General features: G+C 38.1%; 20 protein-coding genes. 4 read left to right on the top strand and 16 right to left on the bottom strand.

Translation table 11 applies throughout. The features are described from left to right. The first annotated feature begins 67 nt into the window (after positions 1 to 67). Genes RDV63_RS06600 through RDV63_RS06590 form a run of 3 tightly spaced genes read left to right on the top strand, consistent with a single transcriptional unit; the run spans position 68 to position 4,760 of the window. A complete protein-coding gene (locus RDV63_RS06600; RefSeq protein ID WP_313908716.1) occupies positions 68 to 1,162 on the top strand; it encodes an efflux RND transporter periplasmic adaptor subunit in 1,095 nt (364 codons plus the stop codon). Further along, complete coding sequence (locus tag RDV63_RS06595; protein ID WP_313908715.1) at positions 1,159 to 4,224, top strand: efflux RND transporter permease subunit; 3,066 nt, start codon at positions 1,159 to 1,161, stop codon at positions 4,222 to 4,224. Before RDV63_RS06600 ends, RDV63_RS06595 begins: the two co-directional genes overlap by 4 nt. Before the next feature lie 29 nt (positions 4,225 to 4,253). Beyond that, positions 4,254 to 4,760, top strand: coding sequence for a DUF3087 domain-containing protein (locus RDV63_RS06590; protein WP_313908714.1), 507 nt, complete (start codon positions 4,254 to 4,256; stop codon positions 4,758 to 4,760). 288 nt (positions 4,761 to 5,048) lie between these two features. Here RDV63_RS06590 and RDV63_RS06585 read toward each other — a convergent pair whose 3' ends face one another. The 11 genes from RDV63_RS06585 to RDV63_RS06535 all read right to left on the bottom strand — a co-directional run bounded on the left by RDV63_RS06585 (position 5,049) and on the right by RDV63_RS06535 (position 16,814). Beyond that, entirely contained in the window at positions 5,049 to 5,726 is a 678-nt protein-coding gene (locus RDV63_RS06585; RefSeq protein WP_313908713.1) for a 4'-phosphopantetheinyl transferase, read from the bottom strand. Positions 5,727 to 5,766: 40 nt separating this feature from the next. Further along, complete coding sequence (locus RDV63_RS06580) at positions 5,767 to 6,945, bottom strand: hypothetical protein (RefSeq protein ID WP_313908712.1); 1,179 nt, start codon at positions 6,943 to 6,945, stop codon at positions 5,767 to 5,769. A gap of 32 nt (positions 6,946 to 6,977) precedes the next feature. After that, the gene (locus tag RDV63_RS06575; protein ID WP_313908711.1) at positions 6,978 to 7,790 is read right to left on the bottom strand and encodes an outer membrane lipoprotein-sorting protein; all 813 of its coding nucleotides are present in this window, start codon (positions 7,788 to 7,790) and stop codon (positions 6,978 to 6,980) included. Then, positions 7,787 to 10,120 (bottom strand): efflux RND transporter permease subunit, encoded by a 2,334-nt coding sequence (locus RDV63_RS06570; RefSeq protein ID WP_313908710.1) that lies wholly within the window; start codon positions 10,118 to 10,120, stop codon positions 7,787 to 7,789. The genes RDV63_RS06575 and RDV63_RS06570 overlap by 4 nt, the downstream gene beginning before the upstream one ends. Next, positions 10,117 to 11,187 (bottom strand): NAD(P)/FAD-dependent oxidoreductase, encoded by a 1,071-nt coding sequence (locus RDV63_RS06565; RefSeq protein WP_313908709.1) that lies wholly within the window; start codon positions 11,185 to 11,187, stop codon positions 10,117 to 10,119. Before RDV63_RS06565 ends, RDV63_RS06570 begins: the two co-directional genes overlap by 4 nt. A gap of 4 nt (positions 11,188 to 11,191) precedes the next feature. Continuing rightward, positions 11,192 to 11,464, bottom strand: a complete 273-nt coding sequence (locus RDV63_RS06560; protein WP_313908708.1) for an acyl carrier protein — start codon at positions 11,462 to 11,464, stop codon at positions 11,192 to 11,194. A 22-nt stretch (positions 11,465 to 11,486) separates the two neighbouring features. Further along, positions 11,487 to 13,169: a fatty acyl-AMP ligase gene (locus tag RDV63_RS06555; protein WP_313908707.1), complete on the bottom strand. Its 1,683-nt coding sequence runs from the start codon at positions 13,167 to 13,169 to the stop codon at positions 11,487 to 11,489. After that, the gene (locus RDV63_RS06550) at positions 13,162 to 14,346 is read right to left on the bottom strand and encodes a cysteine desulfurase family protein (protein WP_313908706.1); all 1,185 of its coding nucleotides are present in this window, start codon (positions 14,344 to 14,346) and stop codon (positions 13,162 to 13,164) included. Before RDV63_RS06550 ends, RDV63_RS06555 begins: the two co-directional genes overlap by 8 nt. Before the next feature lies 1 nt (position 14,347). After that, a complete protein-coding gene (locus RDV63_RS06545) occupies positions 14,348 to 14,740 on the bottom strand; it encodes an iron-sulfur cluster assembly scaffold protein (protein WP_313908705.1) in 393 nt (130 codons plus the stop codon). A gap of 55 nt (positions 14,741 to 14,795) precedes the next feature. Beyond that, a complete protein-coding gene (locus tag RDV63_RS06540) occupies positions 14,796 to 15,971 on the bottom strand; it encodes a hypothetical protein (protein ID WP_313908704.1) in 1,176 nt (391 codons plus the stop codon). 75 nt (positions 15,972 to 16,046) lie between these two features. Beyond that, the gene (locus RDV63_RS06535) at positions 16,047 to 16,814 is read right to left on the bottom strand and encodes a helix-turn-helix domain-containing protein (protein ID WP_313908703.1); all 768 of its coding nucleotides are present in this window, start codon (positions 16,812 to 16,814) and stop codon (positions 16,047 to 16,049) included. A 173-nt stretch (positions 16,815 to 16,987) separates the two neighbouring features. Here RDV63_RS06535 and RDV63_RS06530 point away from each other — a divergent pair, with 173 nt between their 5' ends. Beyond that, positions 16,988 to 17,356 (top strand): c-type cytochrome, encoded by a 369-nt coding sequence (locus RDV63_RS06530; protein WP_313908702.1) that lies wholly within the window; start codon positions 16,988 to 16,990, stop codon positions 17,354 to 17,356. A gap of 16 nt (positions 17,357 to 17,372) precedes the next feature. Here the strand turns inward: RDV63_RS06530 and gmhB are convergent, their stop codons facing one another. Genes gmhB through RDV63_RS06505 form a run of 5 tightly spaced genes read right to left on the bottom strand, consistent with a single transcriptional unit; the run spans position 17,373 to position 22,118 of the window. Continuing rightward, positions 17,373 to 17,930 (bottom strand): D-glycero-beta-D-manno-heptose 1,7-bisphosphate 7-phosphatase, encoded by a 558-nt coding sequence (gene gmhB, locus RDV63_RS06525; RefSeq protein WP_313908701.1) that lies wholly within the window; start codon positions 17,928 to 17,930, stop codon positions 17,373 to 17,375. After that, positions 17,930 to 19,033: a glycosyltransferase family 9 protein gene (locus RDV63_RS06520; RefSeq protein ID WP_313908700.1), complete on the bottom strand. Its 1,104-nt coding sequence runs from the start codon at positions 19,031 to 19,033 to the stop codon at positions 17,930 to 17,932. The genes gmhB and RDV63_RS06520 overlap by 1 nt, the downstream gene beginning before the upstream one ends. Positions 19,034 to 19,038: 5 nt before the next feature. Beyond that, a complete protein-coding gene (gene hldE, locus RDV63_RS06515) occupies positions 19,039 to 20,484 on the bottom strand; it encodes a bifunctional D-glycero-beta-D-manno-heptose-7-phosphate kinase/D-glycero-beta-D-manno-heptose 1-phosphate adenylyltransferase HldE (protein WP_313908699.1) in 1,446 nt (481 codons plus the stop codon). Beyond that, on the bottom strand, positions 20,481 to 21,050 hold the full coding sequence (locus RDV63_RS06510; RefSeq protein ID WP_313908698.1) for an SIS domain-containing protein: 570 nt from the start codon (positions 21,048 to 21,050) through the stop codon (positions 20,481 to 20,483). Before RDV63_RS06510 ends, hldE begins: the two co-directional genes overlap by 4 nt. Before the next feature lie 15 nt (positions 21,051 to 21,065). Further along, positions 21,066 to 22,118, bottom strand: a complete 1,053-nt coding sequence (locus RDV63_RS06505; protein WP_313908697.1) for a hypothetical protein — start codon at positions 22,116 to 22,118, stop codon at positions 21,066 to 21,068. Positions 22,119 to 22,293: the final 175 nt, after the last annotated feature.

The following is a 22,293-nucleotide window of genomic DNA, read 5'->3' as shown; positions in this document are numbered from 1 at the left end:
GATATAGGTATTCTCAGCTCAATTAAGCTGCCATTATAACTGTCTGCTATTTCACCAAGGAACGCTCATGTTTAAAAAGCTCGCTGCTTCTCCTGTTTTTATCGCCATTATTATCGCGGTAGTACTACTATTATGGTTGCTTAGTGGTGATAACTACAGCGCTAAACAACAGCCGCCAGCTGAGCAGCAAATAGCAGCCGAACAATTACCATTAGTTGAAACTCGCTGGTCACAAGCTTCGCCTTACCAGCTAACCCAAGTGGCTCAAGGCCATATTATGCCTTGGCGCAATGTCAGCATAAAATCTCAGCAAGCCGGTACTGTCACTGAGTTGTTAGTACAACAAGGCGATAAAGTGGCGCAAGGTGATAAGTTACTACGTTTATCTGATGAAGGTCGTACTGCACTATTAAAGCAAGCTAAAGCAAATTTAACCTTAAAAACAGATGAGTTAGCTAGTGCTCGTACCTTAGGTAAAGCTAAGTTTTTATCTGCCACTGAACTAACCCGCTTAGAAAGTGAATTGGCAAAAGCAGAAGCTGAGTATCAACGCGCACAATTAGCCCTTAGCCAAATTCAGCCTATAGCGGCCTTTAATGGTGTGGTTGATCGCCGTCATATTGAACTGGGAGATGTGGTTCAAGTAGGCACAGATTTAATGCAACTGGTGCAAATTGACCAGTTAAAAGTCAGCGCACAAATTCCGCAGCAACATATAGCAGCATTGCAGCAAGGCCAAGCGGTAAAGTTACGCTTGTTAGACGGCCGAGAACTTAGCGGTAAGCTTAGTTTTATCAGTTATACCGCTGATACAGCTACCCGCAGTTTTTATATTGAAGTAACAGTGCCCAACCCAGAGTTATGGCGCATAGCCGGCGGTAGTGCCACTGTCGAAGTGCAATTAGCGCCAGTGCCTGCCCATTTTATTTCACCTGCCCTACTTAGCCTAGACAGCACAGGTAATTTAGCTGTGGCAGTCGTCAATGAGCAACAGCAAGTAGAGTTTTATCCAGTACAAATTTTATCTGCAACTAACGACGGCGCCCAAGTGAGCGGCTTGCCCGATCGGGTGCAAATAATTACCCAAGGTGCTGGCTTTGTTAAGGCCGGCGCTAAAGTTCAAGTGCAATTACAAACACAGGCGGCAGGGACTAAAGCATGAACGCCATAATCCAAGCCGCTATTGGTCGCAGCCGCGCCAGTTTAATGCTGCTGTTATTTTTATTTATTGCCGGCATTACCGCCTATAAAACAATACCTAAAGAAGCCAACCCCGACGTTGCCATACCCATGATGTATGTTTCAATGTCGCTTGATGGCATTAGCCCTGAAGATGGTGAGCGGTTATTAGTTCGGCCTATGGAGCACGAGTTGCGCTCGCTTGAAGGCATTAAAAAGATGACCTCGACCTCTAGCGAGGGCCATGCCTCGGTAATGCTAGAGTTTGATGCTGGCTTTAATGCCGAGCAAGCTTTGGCTGATGTTCGGGTTAAAGTTGATGCCGCACGCGCTAAGTTACCCAGTGAAGCAGATGAGCCTACTGTCAATGAAATTAACGTTGCGTTATTTCCGGTACTTTCCATAGGTTTATCTGGGCCCATCTCTGAAAACCAACTGGTGTATATAGCACGACAACTACAAGAGAATATTGAAGCTATCCCTGAAGTGCTAGAGGTAGATATTGGCGGTGATCGTGAAGACTTATTAGAAATTGTGGTTGATCCCCAAGTGCTTGAAGGCTATGGCCTTGATTACCAGCAACTATTTAGGCTGGTATCTAATAATAATAGATTAGTTGCTGCCGGTAGCTTAGACACAGGTGCTGGCCGCTTAGCCATGAAAGTGCCGGGTGTTATTGAAGATTTAAATGATGTGTTATCCATGCCAATTAAGGTTGACGGCGATACTGTTATTACTTTTGGCGATGTTGCTACTATTAGCCGTAGCTTTAAAGATCCGCTTGGCTTTGCCCGTATAAATGGCCAACCTGCCGTAGTGCTAGAAGTAAAAAAACGCTCTGGCGCTAATATTATTTCTACCATAGAACAAACCAAAGCATTAATTGACCAAGCCAGTACTCTGTTTCCAGAGGGTATACATATTAACTACATTATGGATCAGTCTAAAGAAGTCAAAAACATGCTGTCTGACTTACTTAATAATGTATTGGCCGCTGTGGTTTTAGTTCTGATTTTAATTGTAGCAACTATGGGTGTACGCTCGGCAGTGCTTGTAGGGATTACTATTCCTGGTGCTTTCTTCGCCGGAATTTTAATGATTTTCGCCCTTGGCTATACCATGAATATTATCGTGCTGTTTGCCCTTATTTTAGTTGCCGGCATGCTAGTTGATGGTGCTGTAGTAGTAAGTGAGCTAGCCGATAGAAACCTAAGTGAAGGGCAAAGACCTAAACAAGCTTGGGCTAATGCGGCAGGCCGTATGGCTTGGCCTATTATCGCCTCTACTGCTACTACTGTTGTAGTTTTTATGCCGTTATTATTTTGGCCTGGGGTTGTTGGTCAATTTATGAAGTACTTACCGGCAACGGTGATCCTTTGTTTAGTCGCCTCTATGTTTATGGCACTTATTTTTCTGCCAGTTATGGGCGGTATTGGCCGCGTCCAGTCTAGCCCGCATCAGGTAAAGGCGACTACTGCGGGTAAAGCTTATCGTACTTTGCTTAGCCGGTTATTACGCCACCCTGGCAAAACTTTAACCGGATTACTGGCCGCTATGGCACTTATTTTTGTTGCCTATGGTAAATATAATTATGGCATGGAGTTTTTCCCCAAAGTAGAGCCCGAGTCGGCTCAGGTTTGGGTAAGAGCCCGTGGCGATATGTCGATTTATGAAAAAGATGCTTTATTAAAGCAAGTTGAGCAACGCTTATTAGGTTTAGCCGAAGTTAAAGCCTTATATGCTCGTTCGTTAGCCAGTAGCAGTGGCGAGTTAGCCCCCGATGTTATTGGTATTTTGCAATTTCAGTTTATCGACTGGTTTGAACGACGCAAAGCAGATGCAATCTTAAATGATATGCGCAGCCTAACCCAGGATCTACCGGGGATTATTCTAGAGTTTCGCCAACAGCAAGAAGGCCCAGCTGCAGGTAAACCAATAGAGCTGCAAGTAAGCAGTGATGATCCTCATGCGACTGAACAAGCTGTTAGCCTAATTATTCAACAAATGGAGAAAATGGGCGGTTTTGTTGATATTCAAGATGATCGCAGCTTACCCGGCATTGAATGGCGCATAGAAGTAGATCGCGCTGCCGCAGCCCGCTTTGGCGCTGATGTTTTAACCGTTGGTAATGCTGTGCAAATGGTCAGTAATGGTTTATTGCTAGCTAAATTTAGGCCAGAATATGCCAGTGATGAAGTAGATATAAGAGTACGGTTTCCAGAGCAATGGCGATCCTTAGATCAACTAGGCAGCTTAACTATTCAAACCCCTAGGGGCCAAGTGCCGCTTAGTAACTTTATTCAGTTAGTACCTGCAGCCAAAACCAGTGTAATTAAACGTATTGATGGTAATCGTGCTATTACTATTAAAAGTGACCTCGCGCTGGGCGCACAGGTCAGTGAGCGCTTAACTGCACTGCTGGCCAGTGATATTAAACTGCCAGAAAATGTTAAAGTTAAAACTGCTGGTGAAAGTGCAGATCAGCAAGAAGCTATGAGCTTTTTAATGGGCGCTTTTGCAACTGCTATCTTTTTAATGTTAATGATTCTGCTGGTGCAGTTTAATAGCTGGTATCAAAGCTTGTTAGTATTATCGGCCATAGTGTTTTCTACTGCTGGCGTATTATTAGGCTTACTTATTAACGGCCAAAGCTTTGGTATTGTTATGGTAGGTATGGGAATTATTGGCCTTGCCGGCATAGTTGTAAATAACAATATTGTTTTAATTGATACTTATAATGAAATGCGAAGTAGTGGTTTATCTGCATTAGAGGCAGCATTAGAAACAGGTTGCCTACGCTTACGCCCGGTGTTGCTAACCTCTGTCACTACAGTCTTAGGTTTAATGCCTATGGTGCTGGCTCTAAACGTTAACCTACTAGAACCAAGCTTAGGCTTTGGGGCACCATCAACACAGTGGTGGACTCAGTTATCTAGCGCCATTGCTGGAGGCTTAACTTTTGCTACTTTGTTAACGCTATTTTTAACGCCCTGCATGCTGGTACTTGGCGACAACTTACGCAAAGCTAAGCCAAGCAAAGATTAACTAATATTACGGGATGGTTTTAACTCACTATGCAACTGATTAAAATTGATAAAGCGCGATACCGTAAGCATTTAAACCGTGTTATTACCGGCTGTATTGCTATGTTAGTTATAGGCAGTTTAGCCATAGCTCAAACACTTATTTTGCTGTTTCCGGATGACAGTGGCAGCCATTTTCATTGGAACTTGCTTGGTGTAGTAGTAACCACAATCACTATTGGCTGGTTATTAAATAAATACCGCAGCCATCCTTTTATGACAGAAGTAGTATATGTGTGGGATTTAAAACAAGCTCTAAACAAAATAACCCGCAAAATGCCTAAGTTAAAAGCTGCTAGCCAAGCTGGTAATATAGATGCACTAGTAGCTATACAATACAGTTATGCTGGCTCACGTTTATTATGGAATTTAGACGATAATACTATAAGTATGGAAGAGCTAAGCCTTGCCCAATTAGAACTAGATCGCTTAGCTGAAAAATATCAGGTAAGTCTAAACCCTGATGATTATAACGAGCAAATTTTACAACAGTTTTAGTTTATACAGCTAAAAGCTCAGTGTTTTCAAGTTAGTTATCACCACTGACCATTTTAAGCGGCCTGTTTTTCTACCTTCTGCAACTGCTCTTTCTCCGAGTTCAGCATCTTTGAAACCGTAAAAAAACATCAACGGATTAGAGCCATATAATCACCTCGCTACATTGTTCAAAGGGTTACCTTGCGCTAACGCCTAGGAAAACTGGCGGCGCTATTGCCATTCTGAGCTCACCAAAAGGTGTAGTTGCTGTTATGTATACCCTACAGACGCCAGTTATAGACATAAACTTTAAACAATTACATAAGATTCTATTGCGCCTGAAAACTCTTGGTAAAAGGCTTGGACTTTTCGTCCTATATATAAATTTTCACTCAAATTTTGTTTTATAGTTAACTCAACCATTTTATCTTTTAAATTTATCTGAGTGATCTGAGCAACGTCAAAATTAACAACTCGCAGGATCTGTGGAAATATGGCTTTAAACAATGCTTCTTTGCAGGAAAAACCAATAGTAACAAATAACTCAAAATTAAAAAACGCACAACCCAAGGTCTGCTCTTTTGCAGAAAGTATTTTATTGGCAAACCGGTTTGCCATAGCTATATTAATTAGTTTTTCGCGATCTATACCTATCCCTTGGATCTGGGAATGAGTATGTATTGTAATTGCAACGGCTGTTCTATGGGTATGGCTAATACTCCCCATTACCCCTTTTGGCCAGACTGGTTCATTATATTTGCCTATTAAAGGCTGGCTGACTCCCTGTACTCCTAATAGTTGCATAGCTTTAACTGCACACCATCTTCCAGCTAAAAATTCACATTTACGCTTTAAAAGCAGAGACTGCATTTGCTTAGGTAAATAAAGATTATGACCGAGTAGTTTTTTTTGATAGTTAAGATCATGAATGATACTTAACTCAACTCTATGCGAAATTATTTCTTGAAAACTAGGTAAAGCAATCAATTCCAACTCATAAAACGGTTAGCTCTAAACATAACATACATTAAAAAGCATAATGCAAACTCAAGTTAATAAATTCTTCACCTGAAAGTGCATATAAACGTTGGTCTCGTTCTGGTGCCGATAAAACTTTGAGTGCCTTGGCTTTAAACCTAAAATAGTCATTGAGCCTGTATTCATAACTTAACTCTGCATACTGACTACGATAGTCAAAATCATAACTATATAAAAAGCGCACATTACCTTGCTCGCTGTAGCCAAAGTTAAACTTACCCCCTAAAAAAATATCATTTTGGCCATGTGTTTCTGCGCTTAACTTTCTATCATCAAACGCATATTCTGCAATAAAAATAACTTCTTCAACCAGTTTTGAAAATGCATAACTGGGGTACTCTATGCCTAAATTAAAAGTCGTAAAACCAGCGTTTTGTTCTAGCCCCGTTTTAGCTTCAAACTTAAGGGTAAAGTCTTCTGCTATATATACACCGTCAACAAGATAGTTCACAGTTTGGATATAATATGGTGTTAATACTGCCATTTCCGTTGCATGACGGGCCAATAAAGCACTACGTCTAGTTCCCTTAAAATAGGATAAAGCAAACTCTAGGCGGTCAAAATAAAATAAACCTCGAGCAGCAATTCCACCTCTCTTTTTATCATGTTCAAATACTGCATTTTTAGATATTGCCAAGCCATAGGATGGCCGCTCAGGAAAGCTTTGCTCTTGAAACAAAGGCAAATAATAAAAGCTAAAATCACCATTAGAAAATCGAGTATTAATAGAAACAAAGGTTTGGCCATATTTAACTTTACCGTCAAGGCTTTCCATAATATCGGATTGATTTAATACATTTACCACATTAATAGATTCAGACACTCCCCAAAAGAAAGTATCAACACCTAAACCAAAAGTAAAAATATTATTGTTAACATAAATATTTGCTTGTCTAATATTAGAATAACTCCGAGAGTCATCAGTGCTATCCCAATTAGTAAAAGCCAAACCGTTAAACCTTATATTTTCATACTTATAATTAAATTTTGCTTCTGCCTTAAACCCTTTACTATATTTATTATTTGAATCACCCTCAGCCGCCACATAGTAGTATCTACTTGTTGTAGCTAAATCTAAATCAATAAAATCAAATATAGTATCGGCATTAGCTTTAATGCTTAATAAAACTAATGCCATAAATAGAAACATGTAACGCGATTTAAGCATAACATTTCTTAATAATACCAGTGAGAACAACCTTAATCTCCCAGAACACTACGATGGAAATCATTATCATTTAATCCAGAAGAGAATGATATTGAGTTGTATTCTAAAACCGTTACTTTATCAGTTTGAACATTGTGCATATTAACTACATTAGCGCGCCAATATTTATCAAGATATAGTTTAAAATTACTGGCAGTTAAAACTTTCAGTAATGATTTTTTACGATCATAGTATTCAATTCTATAAACCTTATTACTATCTTGCTCAATCCATAGTTTTTGTTTGCTATAGCCAGAGTGTTTATCAAGAGGAAACTTTTCAATAACATCACATTGAAATTCGCTAGCAACACCTTCTAAATTATTGCAAGGTTCAGTACTAATAAAATTATAATTAAAATCATCCACATCCTTACTAATCATATCTTCAAATGAAAATTCACTTCCCATAAATGAACCCGATTTATTTCTTGAAGAAATACGCTTAGTACGATTTACAACGGGTAAATATAACCACTGGTCATCTGAACGCGCCTTTTTAGGATGTGTTAATAGTGAAGTTCCTTTTATATCCACTGGAAAATCAAATATGATAAGTGTTTTATTTCCCTCGTCAGAGTCTTCTAATATTTTTATGTCCAGCTCTCTAAGCGCCTCAGCGCCCAGTCCATTTTTTAATCTCATAGTTAATTTGGCACTGCTATCTTTAAAGCCGTTATCCCTATTCTCAAGAGTTAAGGCTATATCATAACCCTTTTTTGCTGCTATATTTTCAGCATTAGTAAAGTTTGAAACCAAACTAAGCGTAACAATAAATAATGCTAACAACATATTCTTTAATTTCATATCGTTTCACTCCTAAGCTTATTCTCTGTTGAATGTGATGGAACATTACGAATAAAGCGCATTGCCAATACTGGCAACACAACTAAATCAAATAATAAGGCTAAAACTATTGTACCGCTGGTTAACAATCCCATTTGTGCATTCTTTTCGAATGAAGAAGAAGACAGCAATAAAAAACCTATAACCAATAATATAGAACTAATAACTATTGCCCCCATGGTTCGATCAAAAGTGTATTTAACACTTTCTTCTGGCGTTAACCCTTTCTTTAAACCATTAATATATTGATATAAAAAATGGACAGTATCATCTACAATAATCCCTATTGCCATTGCAGAAACACCAGCTAATCCCATAGATATTTCACCTTGAATAAAGTACCAAAAGCCAAAAGCCATACCGACAGGTAGCAAGTTAGGTATTAAAGTTAATACTCCAATATAAAATGATCTAAAAACAAAAGATAAAGCTATTGAGATAACAATAAAGGCTAAAAAAGCTCCTTTTAGTAAACTTAAAATATTTGTTTGGCCTATATGAGCAAAAATCAAAGAAGGGCTTGAATAAGTATAGTTAATAAAGTTTGGTTTATTGTTATCTATCCAACTTACAACTTTTTGTTCAAACTTAATCATTTCTACAGAGCTACTATTACGTAATCTAGCGGTAAGCTTTAATGCAGACTTATCAAAACTAAGCATATCTCCTACATCTTTACCAAAAGGTAGCGACATCTCATATAACAAAAAGTGTTGCGCAGCCATAGTGGGACTGCTAGGTATAATATAAAAATTAGGATCATCATTATTCATTAATCGATTGAGTTGCTTTATTCTATGCAAAGGACTATTGGTAATCATAACCTCAGGTTGCTGCATCAACCAATTATCAAACTTTTCAGTAAATTCAAGGAACTCTACTAAAAATACTCCACTTGCTTGGCCACTATCTAAAGAGTAACCAATATTATACAAAGCTGAAAATTGCTCATCTATAACTTCTGATTCAAATCTAAAAGGTACAGACTCATTAAAGTATTTAATTAAATCATCATTACCTTTATTTAAAAAACTCAATCCAGAAAATATTAATGTTAAAGGTACTACGATATAAAGTATCTGCTTTTTTCTTGATATTACAAAACTAGAAAGCCAGTGCATATTTTGAAATACTTTTACCGAGTAACTTTCTTTATTAGACAACTTTACTTTTAAAAGTAATGTAGGCGTTACTGTAAAAGACAGTAACAATGAAAACATAACACCAAAAGCGACAATATTACCCAAATCTCTAAATGGTGGAGAGTCACTCGCATTCATTGCTAAAAATCCAATAATAGTAGTTAAATGACTGACTATTACTGGTTTAGTATTATGTTTATATGAAGATAGAACGGCTTGTAACTGAGAATCACCTTTCATCAGTTGGCGTTTAACATAACTTATAATATGAATGCTAGATGCAACTATTACTGTGAACATAATAATAGGTGCAGATATAGAAGGTGCAGATAAGTTTATTCCAAACCAACCGGCTAAACCTAATGCCCCTAACATAGATAATAGCAAAACTGTTAATATACAAAACGCAGCTTGGATAGAGCCTAATATGATACCAGCAGCAATTAAAACAAATACAATCATTAACGGGATTAATGTTGTAAAGTCGCTCTTAGCTGCTACAAAGAATGCACTATTCATTGCGACTAAACCCGTTACATAAAACTCATGCTCAGGGTGAGTTAACCTAAACTTCTCTACTAGCTGATCAATACCAGCGCTTACGGCTAATGTTTCTAACTTATGGTCATCCCCAGGTAAAAGGGTAGTAATATTAATTGCACTATATTGACCATCTGCACTTATTAAACTACCAACAAGATCCCGTTCCTTTTCTGCAGCAAGCTTTACTTGTTGTACATAGTCTGGAGTAATTTGCTCAGCTTCATACACAAACTCCTCAATAACAATATCATCACCATCTGCTCGGCTATAAGGGAAATTTGTTAATGAATCCACTCGGCTGACATGCTGCACTTGCCATAAAGCTTGGCTAAGATCATAAATCAATTTAATCGTATTAGTATTATAAATACTATTTTCTTTAGCTTTAATCATAATAAAAACATTATCAGTAGTACTATATCGACTTTCCATAGTCTCTAATATCTTTAAGTCTTTATCATCTTGATCAAAGAAAATTTTATAATCACTAGCTAAACCAATATCTTTCAAGCCAACAATAGATACCACCGTAAACAATAGCGTTAAGGAAAGTAACCAAATATTAAATTTTGAATTTAATAGTTTATACATAAAGGTATTATTCATGACTTCACCTTATCTAAATTTTTATTTTCAAAATCATAAAAATCTAACATCAAAGAGTTAACATCTTTTTCCACACCCAATATCAACTCAGAACCACGACTACTCAACCATTTGCGGCCAATAACAAACAAACCTGGCTCTGGCGTCACTCCTTTATCATGAATAAAACCATCTTTATTAAAACAGCTGTAAATTTTTAGCCAACTAGTTTCATCTTTATATCCCACCGCCCAAATTACAATATCGACATTTTCAATCTCACCATCTTTAAAAATAATAGTATCTTTATCGCAGTTTATTGCTCTTGGCTTAATTGTAACGCCTAGTTTTTTTAGTTTTGTATTATTAAACTCGGCACAGGGAACAGGGTTTCTTTTCTTTAATATTTTTGCGACTAAACTAGTATTGCTAGCATCTAAAATACCAATCTTTTTTAACCACCAAAATATATCTTTACCCAGAATAGTATTAGGCGGTAAGCCTCTACTCGAACCAGTAGCCAAGACTACTTGACACCTATTCGCTAACCTAGCGGCAATTTGCCGGCCGGTGGCACCATCTCCAACGACCACTACACGGCTATTATCTATTATTGTATTTAATGATGTTATATCGGCTGTATACTGGATAATGTGTTCAGATAATGACTTACTCATTTCTGGTACAATAGGTACTTGGTTAGAACCTGTTGCATTAATAACTGTTTTAGCCTGTATTTCTTGGCCACCTTGCAAGGTTATTAAAAATTTACCGTCAACTTTAGTCAGAGTTTCAACTTCTGCGTTTTCCCGAATATTCAGCTTAAATTTTGCCGCATATGCTTTCAAATAATTAGCCATTTCTTTTACATCAGGGAAACCATTGCCATCTCCTGTAAAGGTTAAGCCAGGTAATTGACTAAATTGACGAGAGGTAAATAAACGCATCCCTTCCAGACGTCGCAGCCAAACCTGTCCTACAGCATGTCGCTCTAATACGACATAATGTTTATTATCATCTTGTAACTTTTTAGCCGTATACAAACCACATTGGCCAGCACCGATAATAACAGCATCAAATATTTGCATTATATTAAGAGGCCTTATTAATATTATTCTGTGATTCATTAACCAAATAATTAACTAAGGCATTAATTGTTGGGTAATCAAATGCTAAAGTAGGTGATACATCGGTTTGCAAGTAATCTTCAATAACAGCCGTCAACTGCACATGAGCTGCTGAATCCAAGCCTAACCGTGAAAATGAAGTATCTATATGCAGGTCTTTAGAAAATCCGTCGACTCTTTCCGCTACGTATTCTGCAATTTTAGATATTAGTGTGTCTTTACAAAATATATTATTCATAAACTATCCTTAATTACATTATTTAAATAAGATCTATACAAGCTGAACGCTTAATTTTGCCACTAGTCGTTTTAGGAATGGTGCCAGGTTTTACCAGCAACAATTTATCAAATGCAATTTCATGCTGCATAAATACTAAAGATTTAATATCATTTGATATTTGAACATGATCTTCTGTTGCCAAAGCCCGCTTTTTTATTTCTATAATCGCAGCTAATTTTATTTTATTATCTTGCTGATAAGTAAATACTGAACTACCGTTACCACCTGAAGAAAATTGATAACTATTACAAGTCCGTTCAATATCATAAGGATATAAATTCCTACCTCGAACAATTAATAATTCTTTAATTCTGCCTGTTACATAAAGCATTCCTGACTTAATAAAGCCTAAATCACCAGTTCGTAAATAACGTTTACCATCAGCCGGAATAACCTGCGCATTAAAGTCTGACTGGTTTTTTATTGGGTTGTTTAGATAGCCTTTTGCTACTGAACTTCCGGATACCCAGATTTCACCAATAGTATTATCATTGCAGCTAACTAATGTTTCAGGATTAACAATTTTTACCGTTAAACTTGCGGCAATAGCACCACAATTAACAATATCTATGCCGGTTTCAGCGTCTATAATCTTGCCTTGAGTAAACGGTTCTTTATCTAATGTTACTGTTGAAACACCACGACTATGTGGCCCTCCTGATACAAAGAGAGTCGTTTCTGCCATGCCATAGGTAGGAAAAAATGAATTTGCATTAAAGCCATAGGCTGCAAACTTTTCAGCAAAAGCAGACATAGTTGTTTCGCTTACAGGTTCAGAGCCATTTAAAGCAACTCTCCAACAGCTTAAATCTAAGTCTGATAAATCTTCTTTATCACTTATTAAATTAACACAATGTTCAAAGCCAAAGTTAGGTGATGCTGAACACTCTATCTTATAGTGCGATATTAAGTGCAACCAGCGACTAGGCCGCTGTATAAAGTTCATAGGTGGCATAAAGATATAAGTGCCGCCCATATACAAGGGATGCAACATATGGCCTACCAATCCCATATCATGAAATTGTGGTAACCAACCTCCTATAACTACCCCATGCTTATTGCTACAAGCTTGCTTAATGGCTTCCATGTTATTGACAACATTATCGTGGCTAACCATCACCCCTTTAGGGTTACTTGTTGAGCCAGATGTATATTGAATAAAGGCAAGACTGCTTGGCTTAATATTTGGCAAGCTAACATTATCATTACCAGCAGTGTTTTCAGTTATCCAAGCCACAGCATACGAATCTGCTAGCAGTAATTCTGCTAACTGCTCAGATAGCATGATTTTAGTATCTTCTGTTGTTAGTATCGCTTGAACATTTGCATCTTCAATTATGTTAATTGTTCGCTCTAACTGCTTAGCATTACGGGTAACATTAAGCGGAACAGCTATAACCCCTGCTAATAAACAAGCAAGAAAGTTGATAACAAAATCAAGTCCGGTAGGATAAAGTAAAGCTACTGATTTATGCTGATAACCTAAATAAATTAATAACTTGGCTCTAGTGTTAACGGCTAAAATCAACTCTTGATAAGTTAATTTTTTAGCTGTTTCAATACCTCTAGTTTGAAAAACACAAGCGGTATGTTCCGGCTGGTTATTAGCATAGTCTTTAATTGCATCCATTAATAAGACATATTTACCTTTGCTGTTAACCATGACGACTCCCACTTATAATTAATAATTTTTGGGCTTCTATAATCAAAGTTTCTATAAACTTTTCTACTGCTTGGATTGAGGTAAAACGACCAAAACTAATTCTAATTGAGTTTTGTATATCCTCTTCCTGCATGCTCATTGCCTGTAAAACATGTGATGATTTTTTAGTTTTATTGTTACTACACGCTGATCCTATTGAAAAAATATAATTGTGTAGCATTTCCATTCGAGCAGCTAATGCCTCCCCTCTTACCCCTTTTATTGAGATATTTAAGGTATTTGATAACGCAGCGGCAAAACCAATATGGCCATTAAATTTAATCTCTATTGGCGCCAACTTAAGTAAATTGATCATATGCTGCTTACACTGCCAATTATCTTTATCCCACTGTGCTACATTTAGTGATGCCTCTTGAGCCGCTTTAGACATTCCTACTAGAGCAACAAGGTTTTCTGTGCCAGACCGCATAGATTGCTCTTGACCACCACCGTGAATTAATGGCCCTATGCTATTAACATCTTTTATATATAAACAACCTACACCTTTAGGCCCATAAAACTTATGAGCCGAAATAGACAGGTAGTTTATGTTTAAACTTTCTACATCAACTTTTCGTTTACCGATCACTTGTACTGCATCAACATGGAGTGGAATATTTTTTTCTTTAGCTAATCTAGATATAATTTCAATCGGTTGTATTACGCCGGTCTCATTATTGGCGTACATGATGCTTATAAGTTGAGTGTCTGCTCTAAGTGCATCTTGAAAGTCTTTGAGCCTAATGACTCCCTGTTCGTCTGGTTTTAAATAAGTAACCTCAAAGCCAAAGCTTTCTACACAATACCTAATGGTATCCAGCACGGAGGCATGCTCGATAGCAGTAGTAATAATATGCCCTGGTTTTTTTATATGCTGCAGTAATACGCCTTTAATTGCCCAGTTATTTGCTTCAGAGCCGCCAGATGTAAAAAACACTTTTTCTTTTTTAGTATTAATTAATCTTGCAATTTGCTCTCTAGCTTCAACAATTGCACTTTTACATAATATTGAGTAACTATTACTACTTGAAGGATTTGCAAACTGTGTAAGTACAGGGATCATAGATTGCGCAACTTCATCAGAAATTGGTGTAGTTGCGTTATAGTCAAAATAACCAGAAATATGTTGCTGATCCATCTTACACAACTCCGCTACTGATGGTGTCAGCTAACTTTTGATGTAGCTCTACTAATATTTCTACACAATGTTGTTGTGATGGCTCTAGCTCTCCAAGCATTTGCCCTATTTCTAAAGGCTGTCGCTGAGAAATATTGTCATACGCTTCGCCAGCAATTGAACTGCAAAAGATATTTGCAGTTGCTACTGAAGTGGCACAGCCCCAAGCCCTAAACACTGCTTTATTTATAACCTTATCAGTTACAAGCAATTGCACTTTAATTCGGTCACCACAAACCGGATTACCAATCTCTATTTCATAGTCTGCACTTTCTAAATCACCTACATTATGTGGTTCAGTAAAGTTCTTAATAATAATATCGTTGTACATTAAGGTACCTATATCTTTTTTCATTAAGCACCTGGATTTAAATGTAAATTTAGGTGCTTATACAAGAAACATTTAAAACTTAAGCGATAACAGGACAAGTTTCTGTATGGAGCTCTTCAGTATCATCAAGTTGTTTATCAAGATTTACTGCACAACAGCCAAACTCTAAAGATTCAGGTAATCTCATAACATATTCAACACGCTGACCACTGCGAAGGTCACCTTGCTTTTTAGGTAGCAAGCGCACTAAGTCTTCAGTCAAAATAAATCCTGGGGTTGAGCAAGATAATGGGTCTAGAATAGCCAATTGCCCCACTTCACCGATGGCAACCTCTTGTTCTAAACGCTTAGGATCTCGTACAGAAAAGTGTATATAGGGAGAGACATGTTTAACACCGTGCTCATCATCGATAGCAACAACGTTAGATTCAACTAATGCATAAATGTCACGAATTTGATTCTGCTGTACACCAAGGAACTCTATACATTCATCATTAAATTCTTTTCTAGAAAGCATTTCACCGCTAAAGCGCTTCCAGCCACCTAAAGTGATAATTAAGGTGTTCTTGTCTAGTTTAATTTTTTTATTAGTCGCTTTTAAGTAACGAATAAAGCGGTTAATTAAAAATGGTGGGCCAATAATGTGTCGATCAAACTTATTTTCCCATCTAGCTAATTGCTCTAATGCATCTTCAGGTGCAAAGCTTTCATTTTTAACCATAAACTGATGGGTATCTAGCATCCCTGCCATCATATTTAGCGCTTTTATCATCCCCATTTCAGGAATTTCTTCATTAGATGGGCATAAATATAAACCGGCGCCTTTAGATATCTCAAAGAACTCCCGATACATGGCATAAATACCCAAAATAGCATTATCAACTGTTTCGCTACAGCGACGTGAAACACTAGGGATACCTGAAGTACCGGTACTACGCATTTCAAGCTCAATGCTCTTTAAGCTTTTAGATAATAATTTATGGCTATCATTAGCTTTATATAAATTAATAGGAATGAGTGGAATTTTAATTAGATCATCAGCTGATTTTATAACCTCTGGTGTTATATGTTTATCTTCACAAGCTGAACGATAGAAGGCATTATTTGAATAATGAAACTGAAAAGCATCTGCTATAAGCGAATATTTAAACTCTAACAGTTGTGACTCAGTCATAGCATATAATTGCTTAACTGACGATAATGCTACTTTAACAGGATCTAGTCCTGCTTTTTTTAATGCGTTATGTAATTCCATTAAAAACATCCATTTTGCCAACCAAAAGATGCCGTGATTTTAATGGTTTGTTAATTTTTCACATGTATAAACTAGCTAGTCTTTAAAAAATATTGCTTTTGCGTCAGTAATTGTTAGGCCAAACATTGAATTAAACGTTTTACTTAAGTGTGGTCCATCAGAAAAACCAGCAATATAAGCAGCTTCAGTGACAGAGGCGCCTTTAGCAATAGCATTACAAGCACAAGATAAACGACGCCATCTTAAATAGGGACGCCATGCAACACCTAATTGCTGCTTAAATAAATGCAAAAAACGACTTTCAGATAAATAAAGCTCGGCCGCCACATTAGCCGCGCGCCAATTTGCAGGTTTTTGACACTCATCCAATAAACATAAATTTAATTTATCCATTAGCTTTTGGATACGATTATCCGTAATTTGTTGGTCATTTACGGCAAAATTCACATCAATATTTAGCTGTTCAAACAACTGTGAGATTTCAGCTATTGGTTGTAGAATAGGTGTAGCCGCCACACTATAGCGTTTAACCATATTATTAATTGAAATAACCCCAGAACTACCTAATAGCCTTTTTAAACTCAAGCCTAAAATGCTTGATGGCTCAATTAATAATATCCACCCCTCATTAAGTTTAACTTGGTGCTTAACACCTGGACCTATAATAAAACTTCCAGATAACTCCCCTTCTGGCCAAACACAATGGGCATTTTGGGTTTCCCATACAACTTGAATTGCATGATGATTATGTGTTTTAGCGTCAATTGCCGAGCCATAAAAAATCATAATGTTATCTTTTAGCCATAAACTTGGCTTTAAAACTGTAGATATTGATTTACTCATTAATTACACTTGCAACCAAAAAAAGTATCAGCACTTTAACATAACTCAGTTAAAAATAAATTTTCTATTGCATGGCTATGGTCTAGCACTAGCTAATTACACTATTATGGGTAGAGTCATCTGGTTATTTATGTGTTAATTTGTATTTAAAGTAGAACTATAAAGGTTTAACTATGACAAAATTAGCGTTAATCTTGGCCACTATTAGTATCTTAGTTATAGGTTGCTCTGAACAAGCTGATACCAGTTTACAGGACACGAGCACAGCCGCTGATCCTGTTGCTGCAGCCAAACAAGCATTACTAAATAAAGGTAAAAGTCGTGCTATGAGTTGTGCAGCATGTCATGGCCAAAAAGGTATTTCGAATGTAGCACTCTACCCTTCATTAGCGGGACGTGATGCCACAGAGCTGAAACAGCTATTGTTAGCTTATCGCTCTGGTGAAAAAACTAACCCTTTGATGTCACCGCAGGCTAAATCACTATCAGATGAAGATATTGATTTACTAGCCAAATACTATGCAGCCTTAGCTGCACAGTAAATAAGCTATTGTTTTACTACTGAGTTACTTCAACTAAAGCTGACGCTATAGAAGGCCAAACTTCATCGGCGGTTTGCTGTTGTTCAGGGCTAAGTGTTTGACCAGAGAGCACTAGCACTTTTCTAGCAATGCCGGCACTTGCTGCGGCTTGCATATCAGAGCTTTTATCACCCAGCATTAAGCTTTGTTTAGGATCTATAGCAAAGTCACGCATTGCTTGTTGCAACATGCCGGCTTTGGGTTTGCGACAGTCGCAGTCAATATTATAAGGTGCTATGCCTTTTTCTGCATGATGTGGGCAATAATATACCGCATCTATTTTTATGCCTTTATCGGCGAATTGTTGCTTCATCCAACTGGTTAATAATGCAAATTGGTGCTCAGAGTAATAACCTCTAGCAATACCAGATTGATTAGTAACAACTATCAATAAGTAACCTAAGGCTTGTAAATGCTGGCAAGCAGCAAAAACGCCATCAATAAAATCAAAATGTTCCGGCTGGTATAAGTAGCCATGATCAATATTTATTACACCATCACGATCAATAAAAGCGGCTTTATCTAGCTTGGTCATTATATTCCTTGTTGTTTAATTACAGTGTCTAGCATGGTTTTAACTTGTTCTATCTGGATATTAGCCATTAAGTCTGCGCCTTTAACACGCTTACCAAACTTTTGCTCAGCTGCTGTTTTACCTGTTTGTTGCAATAAGGCTTGATGATAAACCTCTACCACATACTCTTGATATAAATAAGGGCCAGTTCGGGCTGGATTACTATGAGCATATAAACCAATTACCGGTGTACCAACGGTTACGGCCATATGCGCAGGACCAGTATCAGGCGCAATAACTACAGCTGCCTGTTGTAATACTGCAAGTAGCTGCTTTAAGCTAGTTTTACTTACTAAATTGACAAGGCTAGCTTGGCTATGCTGGACAATATTAGCCGCTAATTGTTGTTCCATTTCAGTCGGGCCACCGCAGAGTACCACTTTAAATCCTAACTCAGTGGCATAGTCCGCCACAGCAGCATAACGTTCAGCTAGCCAATTACGCTCAGCTTTAGATGCGGCTGGACTTATTACTAAAAAACCACGACTAGTGTCTGTACGATAAGGCTGTAAAGTCGCCTTAGCCCATTCTAAATCTTGCTGAGTTATTGGCATCTGCCACTGTGGTTTATCAGCAGCATCTTGCAAAAATGGTACGCCAATTTTGCGGGCAAAAGCGGCAAAACCTTCTAGTACATGGGCATTTTCTTGAGGTGCTATGCTATCGCGCATAAAAAAGCTATGTAGCTCTTTAGCCCGGGCTTTATCAAAGCCTATTTTACGTTTTGCTTTAATGACTAAAGACGCTAAATTAGCCCGCAATGCCACTTGCATATGCAACAAAACATCAAATTGTTGGCCTTGCAAATTTCGCTGTAAATCGCGATAGGCTTGCAGGCCTTTTTTCTTATCAAAAATAACAAAGTTTACCCCAGGCAAACCTTGTAGCAGCATGGCTTCTACTTTGCCTAAAATCCAAGTTATTTTTGCTGCAGGGTAATGATTTTGTATTGCTTGGACTGTTGCTACGGCATGACAAACATCACCAATAGCAGACAAACGTAAAATACAAATAGACTGAGGTGCTTCTATGGCACAAACATCCTGTTTCGAGGATCTAAGCACTATGTTTATCCTTGAATTTTTTTAATCAAAGCGGTAGTTGAAGAGCCTTCAACAAATTGCAGTACTTTAACTTCACCACCGGCACTAATAACCTGCTCGGCTCCTACTATGGTATCAACCGTATAATCGCCGCCTTTAACCAATACATCTGGCATAACCTTTAAAATAAGTTCCAAGGGGGTATCTTGCTCGCTAGCTTTATCGCCAAAAGGTAAAATCCAATCAACACTGGCTAAACTGGCAAGTACTGTTGCTCTGTCGGCTAATGAATTAATTGGTCGGCTAGCCCCTTTTAAGCGCTTAATAGAATCATCAGTATTAATACCAACAACTAAACGATTGCCCAAGGCTTTAGCTTGAGCTAAATACCTAACATGGCCTGCATGTAAAATATCAAAACAACCATTGGTAAATACTATGCGTTCGCCATTTTGCTTAGCAAACTTAATATGCTGCAATACTTTATCAAAAGGGGTTTGATAAACATCGCCTTGCGAGAATAAATATTTGTTAACTTTAGCGGCCAACTCCACCACCGAGACAACGCTAGTGCCTAGTTTAGACACTACAATACCCGCTGCTAAATTAGCTGTTTCAACTGCATCAGCTAGTGTCATGCCGGCACCAAGCATAGTAGCTAAAGTAGCAATTACTGTATCACCAGCTCCGGTTACATCACTCACCTCTAACACTTGGGCAGGAAAATGATGGCTGTGCTCAGCAGTAATTAGCATCATGCCTTGCTCTGAGCGGGTCAATACCATAGCTGCAATACCACTTTGTTGTAAAATAGTACGAGCTGAAGACAAAATACTTTGTTCGCTACTAGGATCACCGCCGGCTAATTTAAATTCATTTAAATTAGGTGTAATAATATCGGCGCCACGATAAACCGATAAATCAGCTTGTTTTGGGTCGACTAAGACCGTTTTGCCTGCGGCTTTAGCCGCAGTGATCATCCGCGACACTGCATATAATGAACCTTTGTTATAGTCACTGATAATAACAAAATCATAATCTGCAAATGTCTGCATAAATTTATCTGCCAACATGTCACTATGTGCAGGGCTGAACTTTTGCTCTATATCTAAACGGACAATTTGTTGATGACGCGAGATAACCCGCATTTTAGTAATAGTGGGTAATTCTGCTTGTGTTACTAATGCAGATTGCACGCCAACAGCCGATAAAATATTATTTAAGCTTTGGCCTTCACTATCGTCACCTATCAAGCCTAACAAGCCGACTTGACCATTTAAATAAGCAATATTGCGCGCTACGTTAGCAGCACCACCTGCTTTGTCTTCCACTTTATTAACATTTACTACCGGCACGGGTGCTTCAGGGGAGATCCGCTGTGAATCACCATTAAAATAGCGATCTAACATCACATCACCAACGACCAAAACTTTAGCACTAGGTAGGTTGTTTAGTTTAGTGATATCAATCATAACGCTAGCTCCAAATCTAAAGCCTCACATAGCCAATGGCCAATAAACATATGCACTTCTTGAATACGTGCTGTTTCATCCGACTGCACTATAATAGGCAGCTGAGCAATATCTTTCACTTTACCGCCATCACGGCCAGTTAAAGCCACGCTATAAGCGCCCAACTCATTTGCAGCTGCAAGAGCTAAGTTGATATTGTCACTTTGACCTGAAGTAGTTAAGCCAATTACCACATCCTCTGGCTTAGCTAACCCTTGTACCTGCCGAGAAAACACAGTTGCAAATTCATAATCATTAGAATGTGCAGTTAATATTGAGCTGTCCGTAGTTAAAGCAATAGACGCCAAAGGCGCTCGCTCCAATTTATAACGTACCATAAATTCAGCCGCTAAATGCTGGCTATCAGCGGCGCTACCGCCGTTACCCATCCAAATAATCTTGCCACCACGTTTTAAACTTGCACTCACAACAGCTAATAACTGTTGAGCTTGTTGCTCATACTGCTCAACTAATGAAAAAACGCTGCGATGTCGCTCCAGCGCAGCAAAATAACTAGATTTAGTCATTAATATATTTCCTTTTTAAAGTAAGCTTGCTGTTGGCAGTTGTAATAATCGAGCAATATCCGCCAGTACTAATTGTAACCCAGGTTCGGCTGGATACTTTTTACTAAGCGGCTGCTGTAAGGCCTTTTGACATTGCTGAACAATGCTAGATGTGGTTAAGTCTGCGCGATAAATTAAGCCTTGCTCAGCACAAGCACGCACCCGATTAGGTTGATCTTTGGCCACAGCTATCGCCACTATATTTTTACCTAGCACTATTGCTTGGCCCATCATATCGCCACCACCAGAGACAACAAACTTGGCCTGCGCTAATAAACTCATTAATTGCTGATTAGGTAACGACTTTACAACTCGAACAGCTTGGGTGCTGGCTAGCTCACCGCTAAAATTAGTACCAGTAACCACAATAGCGGGCTGCTCTAGCGTTGCTAAATCTAGTGCAGCTTGGTAAAACACTTCTGTCGCACTTTTACCCTGCACAGTATGGCCACCACCACCTGCGGCCCAGACACTAAAGTTTTGCTGAGGTAAATCAATAAATTCTGCGGCTAATTCAGCTTGCGGTGGGCTAAATATTGGCCCAGTAAAAATCGGCGCCGCTTTATTTAATAAAGCCAGTTTTAACCGCTCTAATAAAGTTAAATCACCATCAACAAACTTAAATTGAGTAATCCAATGGGCATCAAGTGCAATTAACCGTTTTAGAGCAAAACCTTTAGCCCGCTTCTTTTTATGCTGACTAATAAAAACTACTTTAGCACCTAGCTTTTTAGTATAACGGGCTTGCTCTGCCCTTCCGGAGCAATCAAAAATGACTAAATCAGGCTTAATCTGCTGCAGTAAAGTCTTTACGGCTTGCGTTTCTTTTGTCGCTGAGTTATCTAACAAATGTACTGGAAAAGGACAAGTTGCTGCTGAAGGGGCATGGCGATTCAATACAAATTGAATATCTAGATTAGGCCACTGCAACTTCAATGCTTGGGCAATAATCAATGATCGCATATATTCGCCAATGCCTTGTGGGCTAGAGACTGGGATCATCAAAATAGTAGCGCTAGAATTTAACATTAATAAATACTTTGTCCAAAGGTAGAGAAGTATACCAACTATACTTTAAAACGCTCGTTTTAGGCGTTATATCAGCAAAAAATTACGCTTAGAAAGGGCTTATTTTACAATATTTAATCAAAAACTTTTGGCCTATTAGATGCCGTCCATTGTAAATGGATAAAATATAAAAGTG

It is taken from the genome of Rheinheimera sp. MMS21-TC3, from assembly GCF_032229285.1.
In the GTDB taxonomy this organism is placed as follows: Bacteria; Pseudomonadota; Gammaproteobacteria; order Enterobacterales; family Alteromonadaceae; genus Alishewanella.
This window is presented reverse-complemented; position numbering and strand designations above follow the sequence as displayed.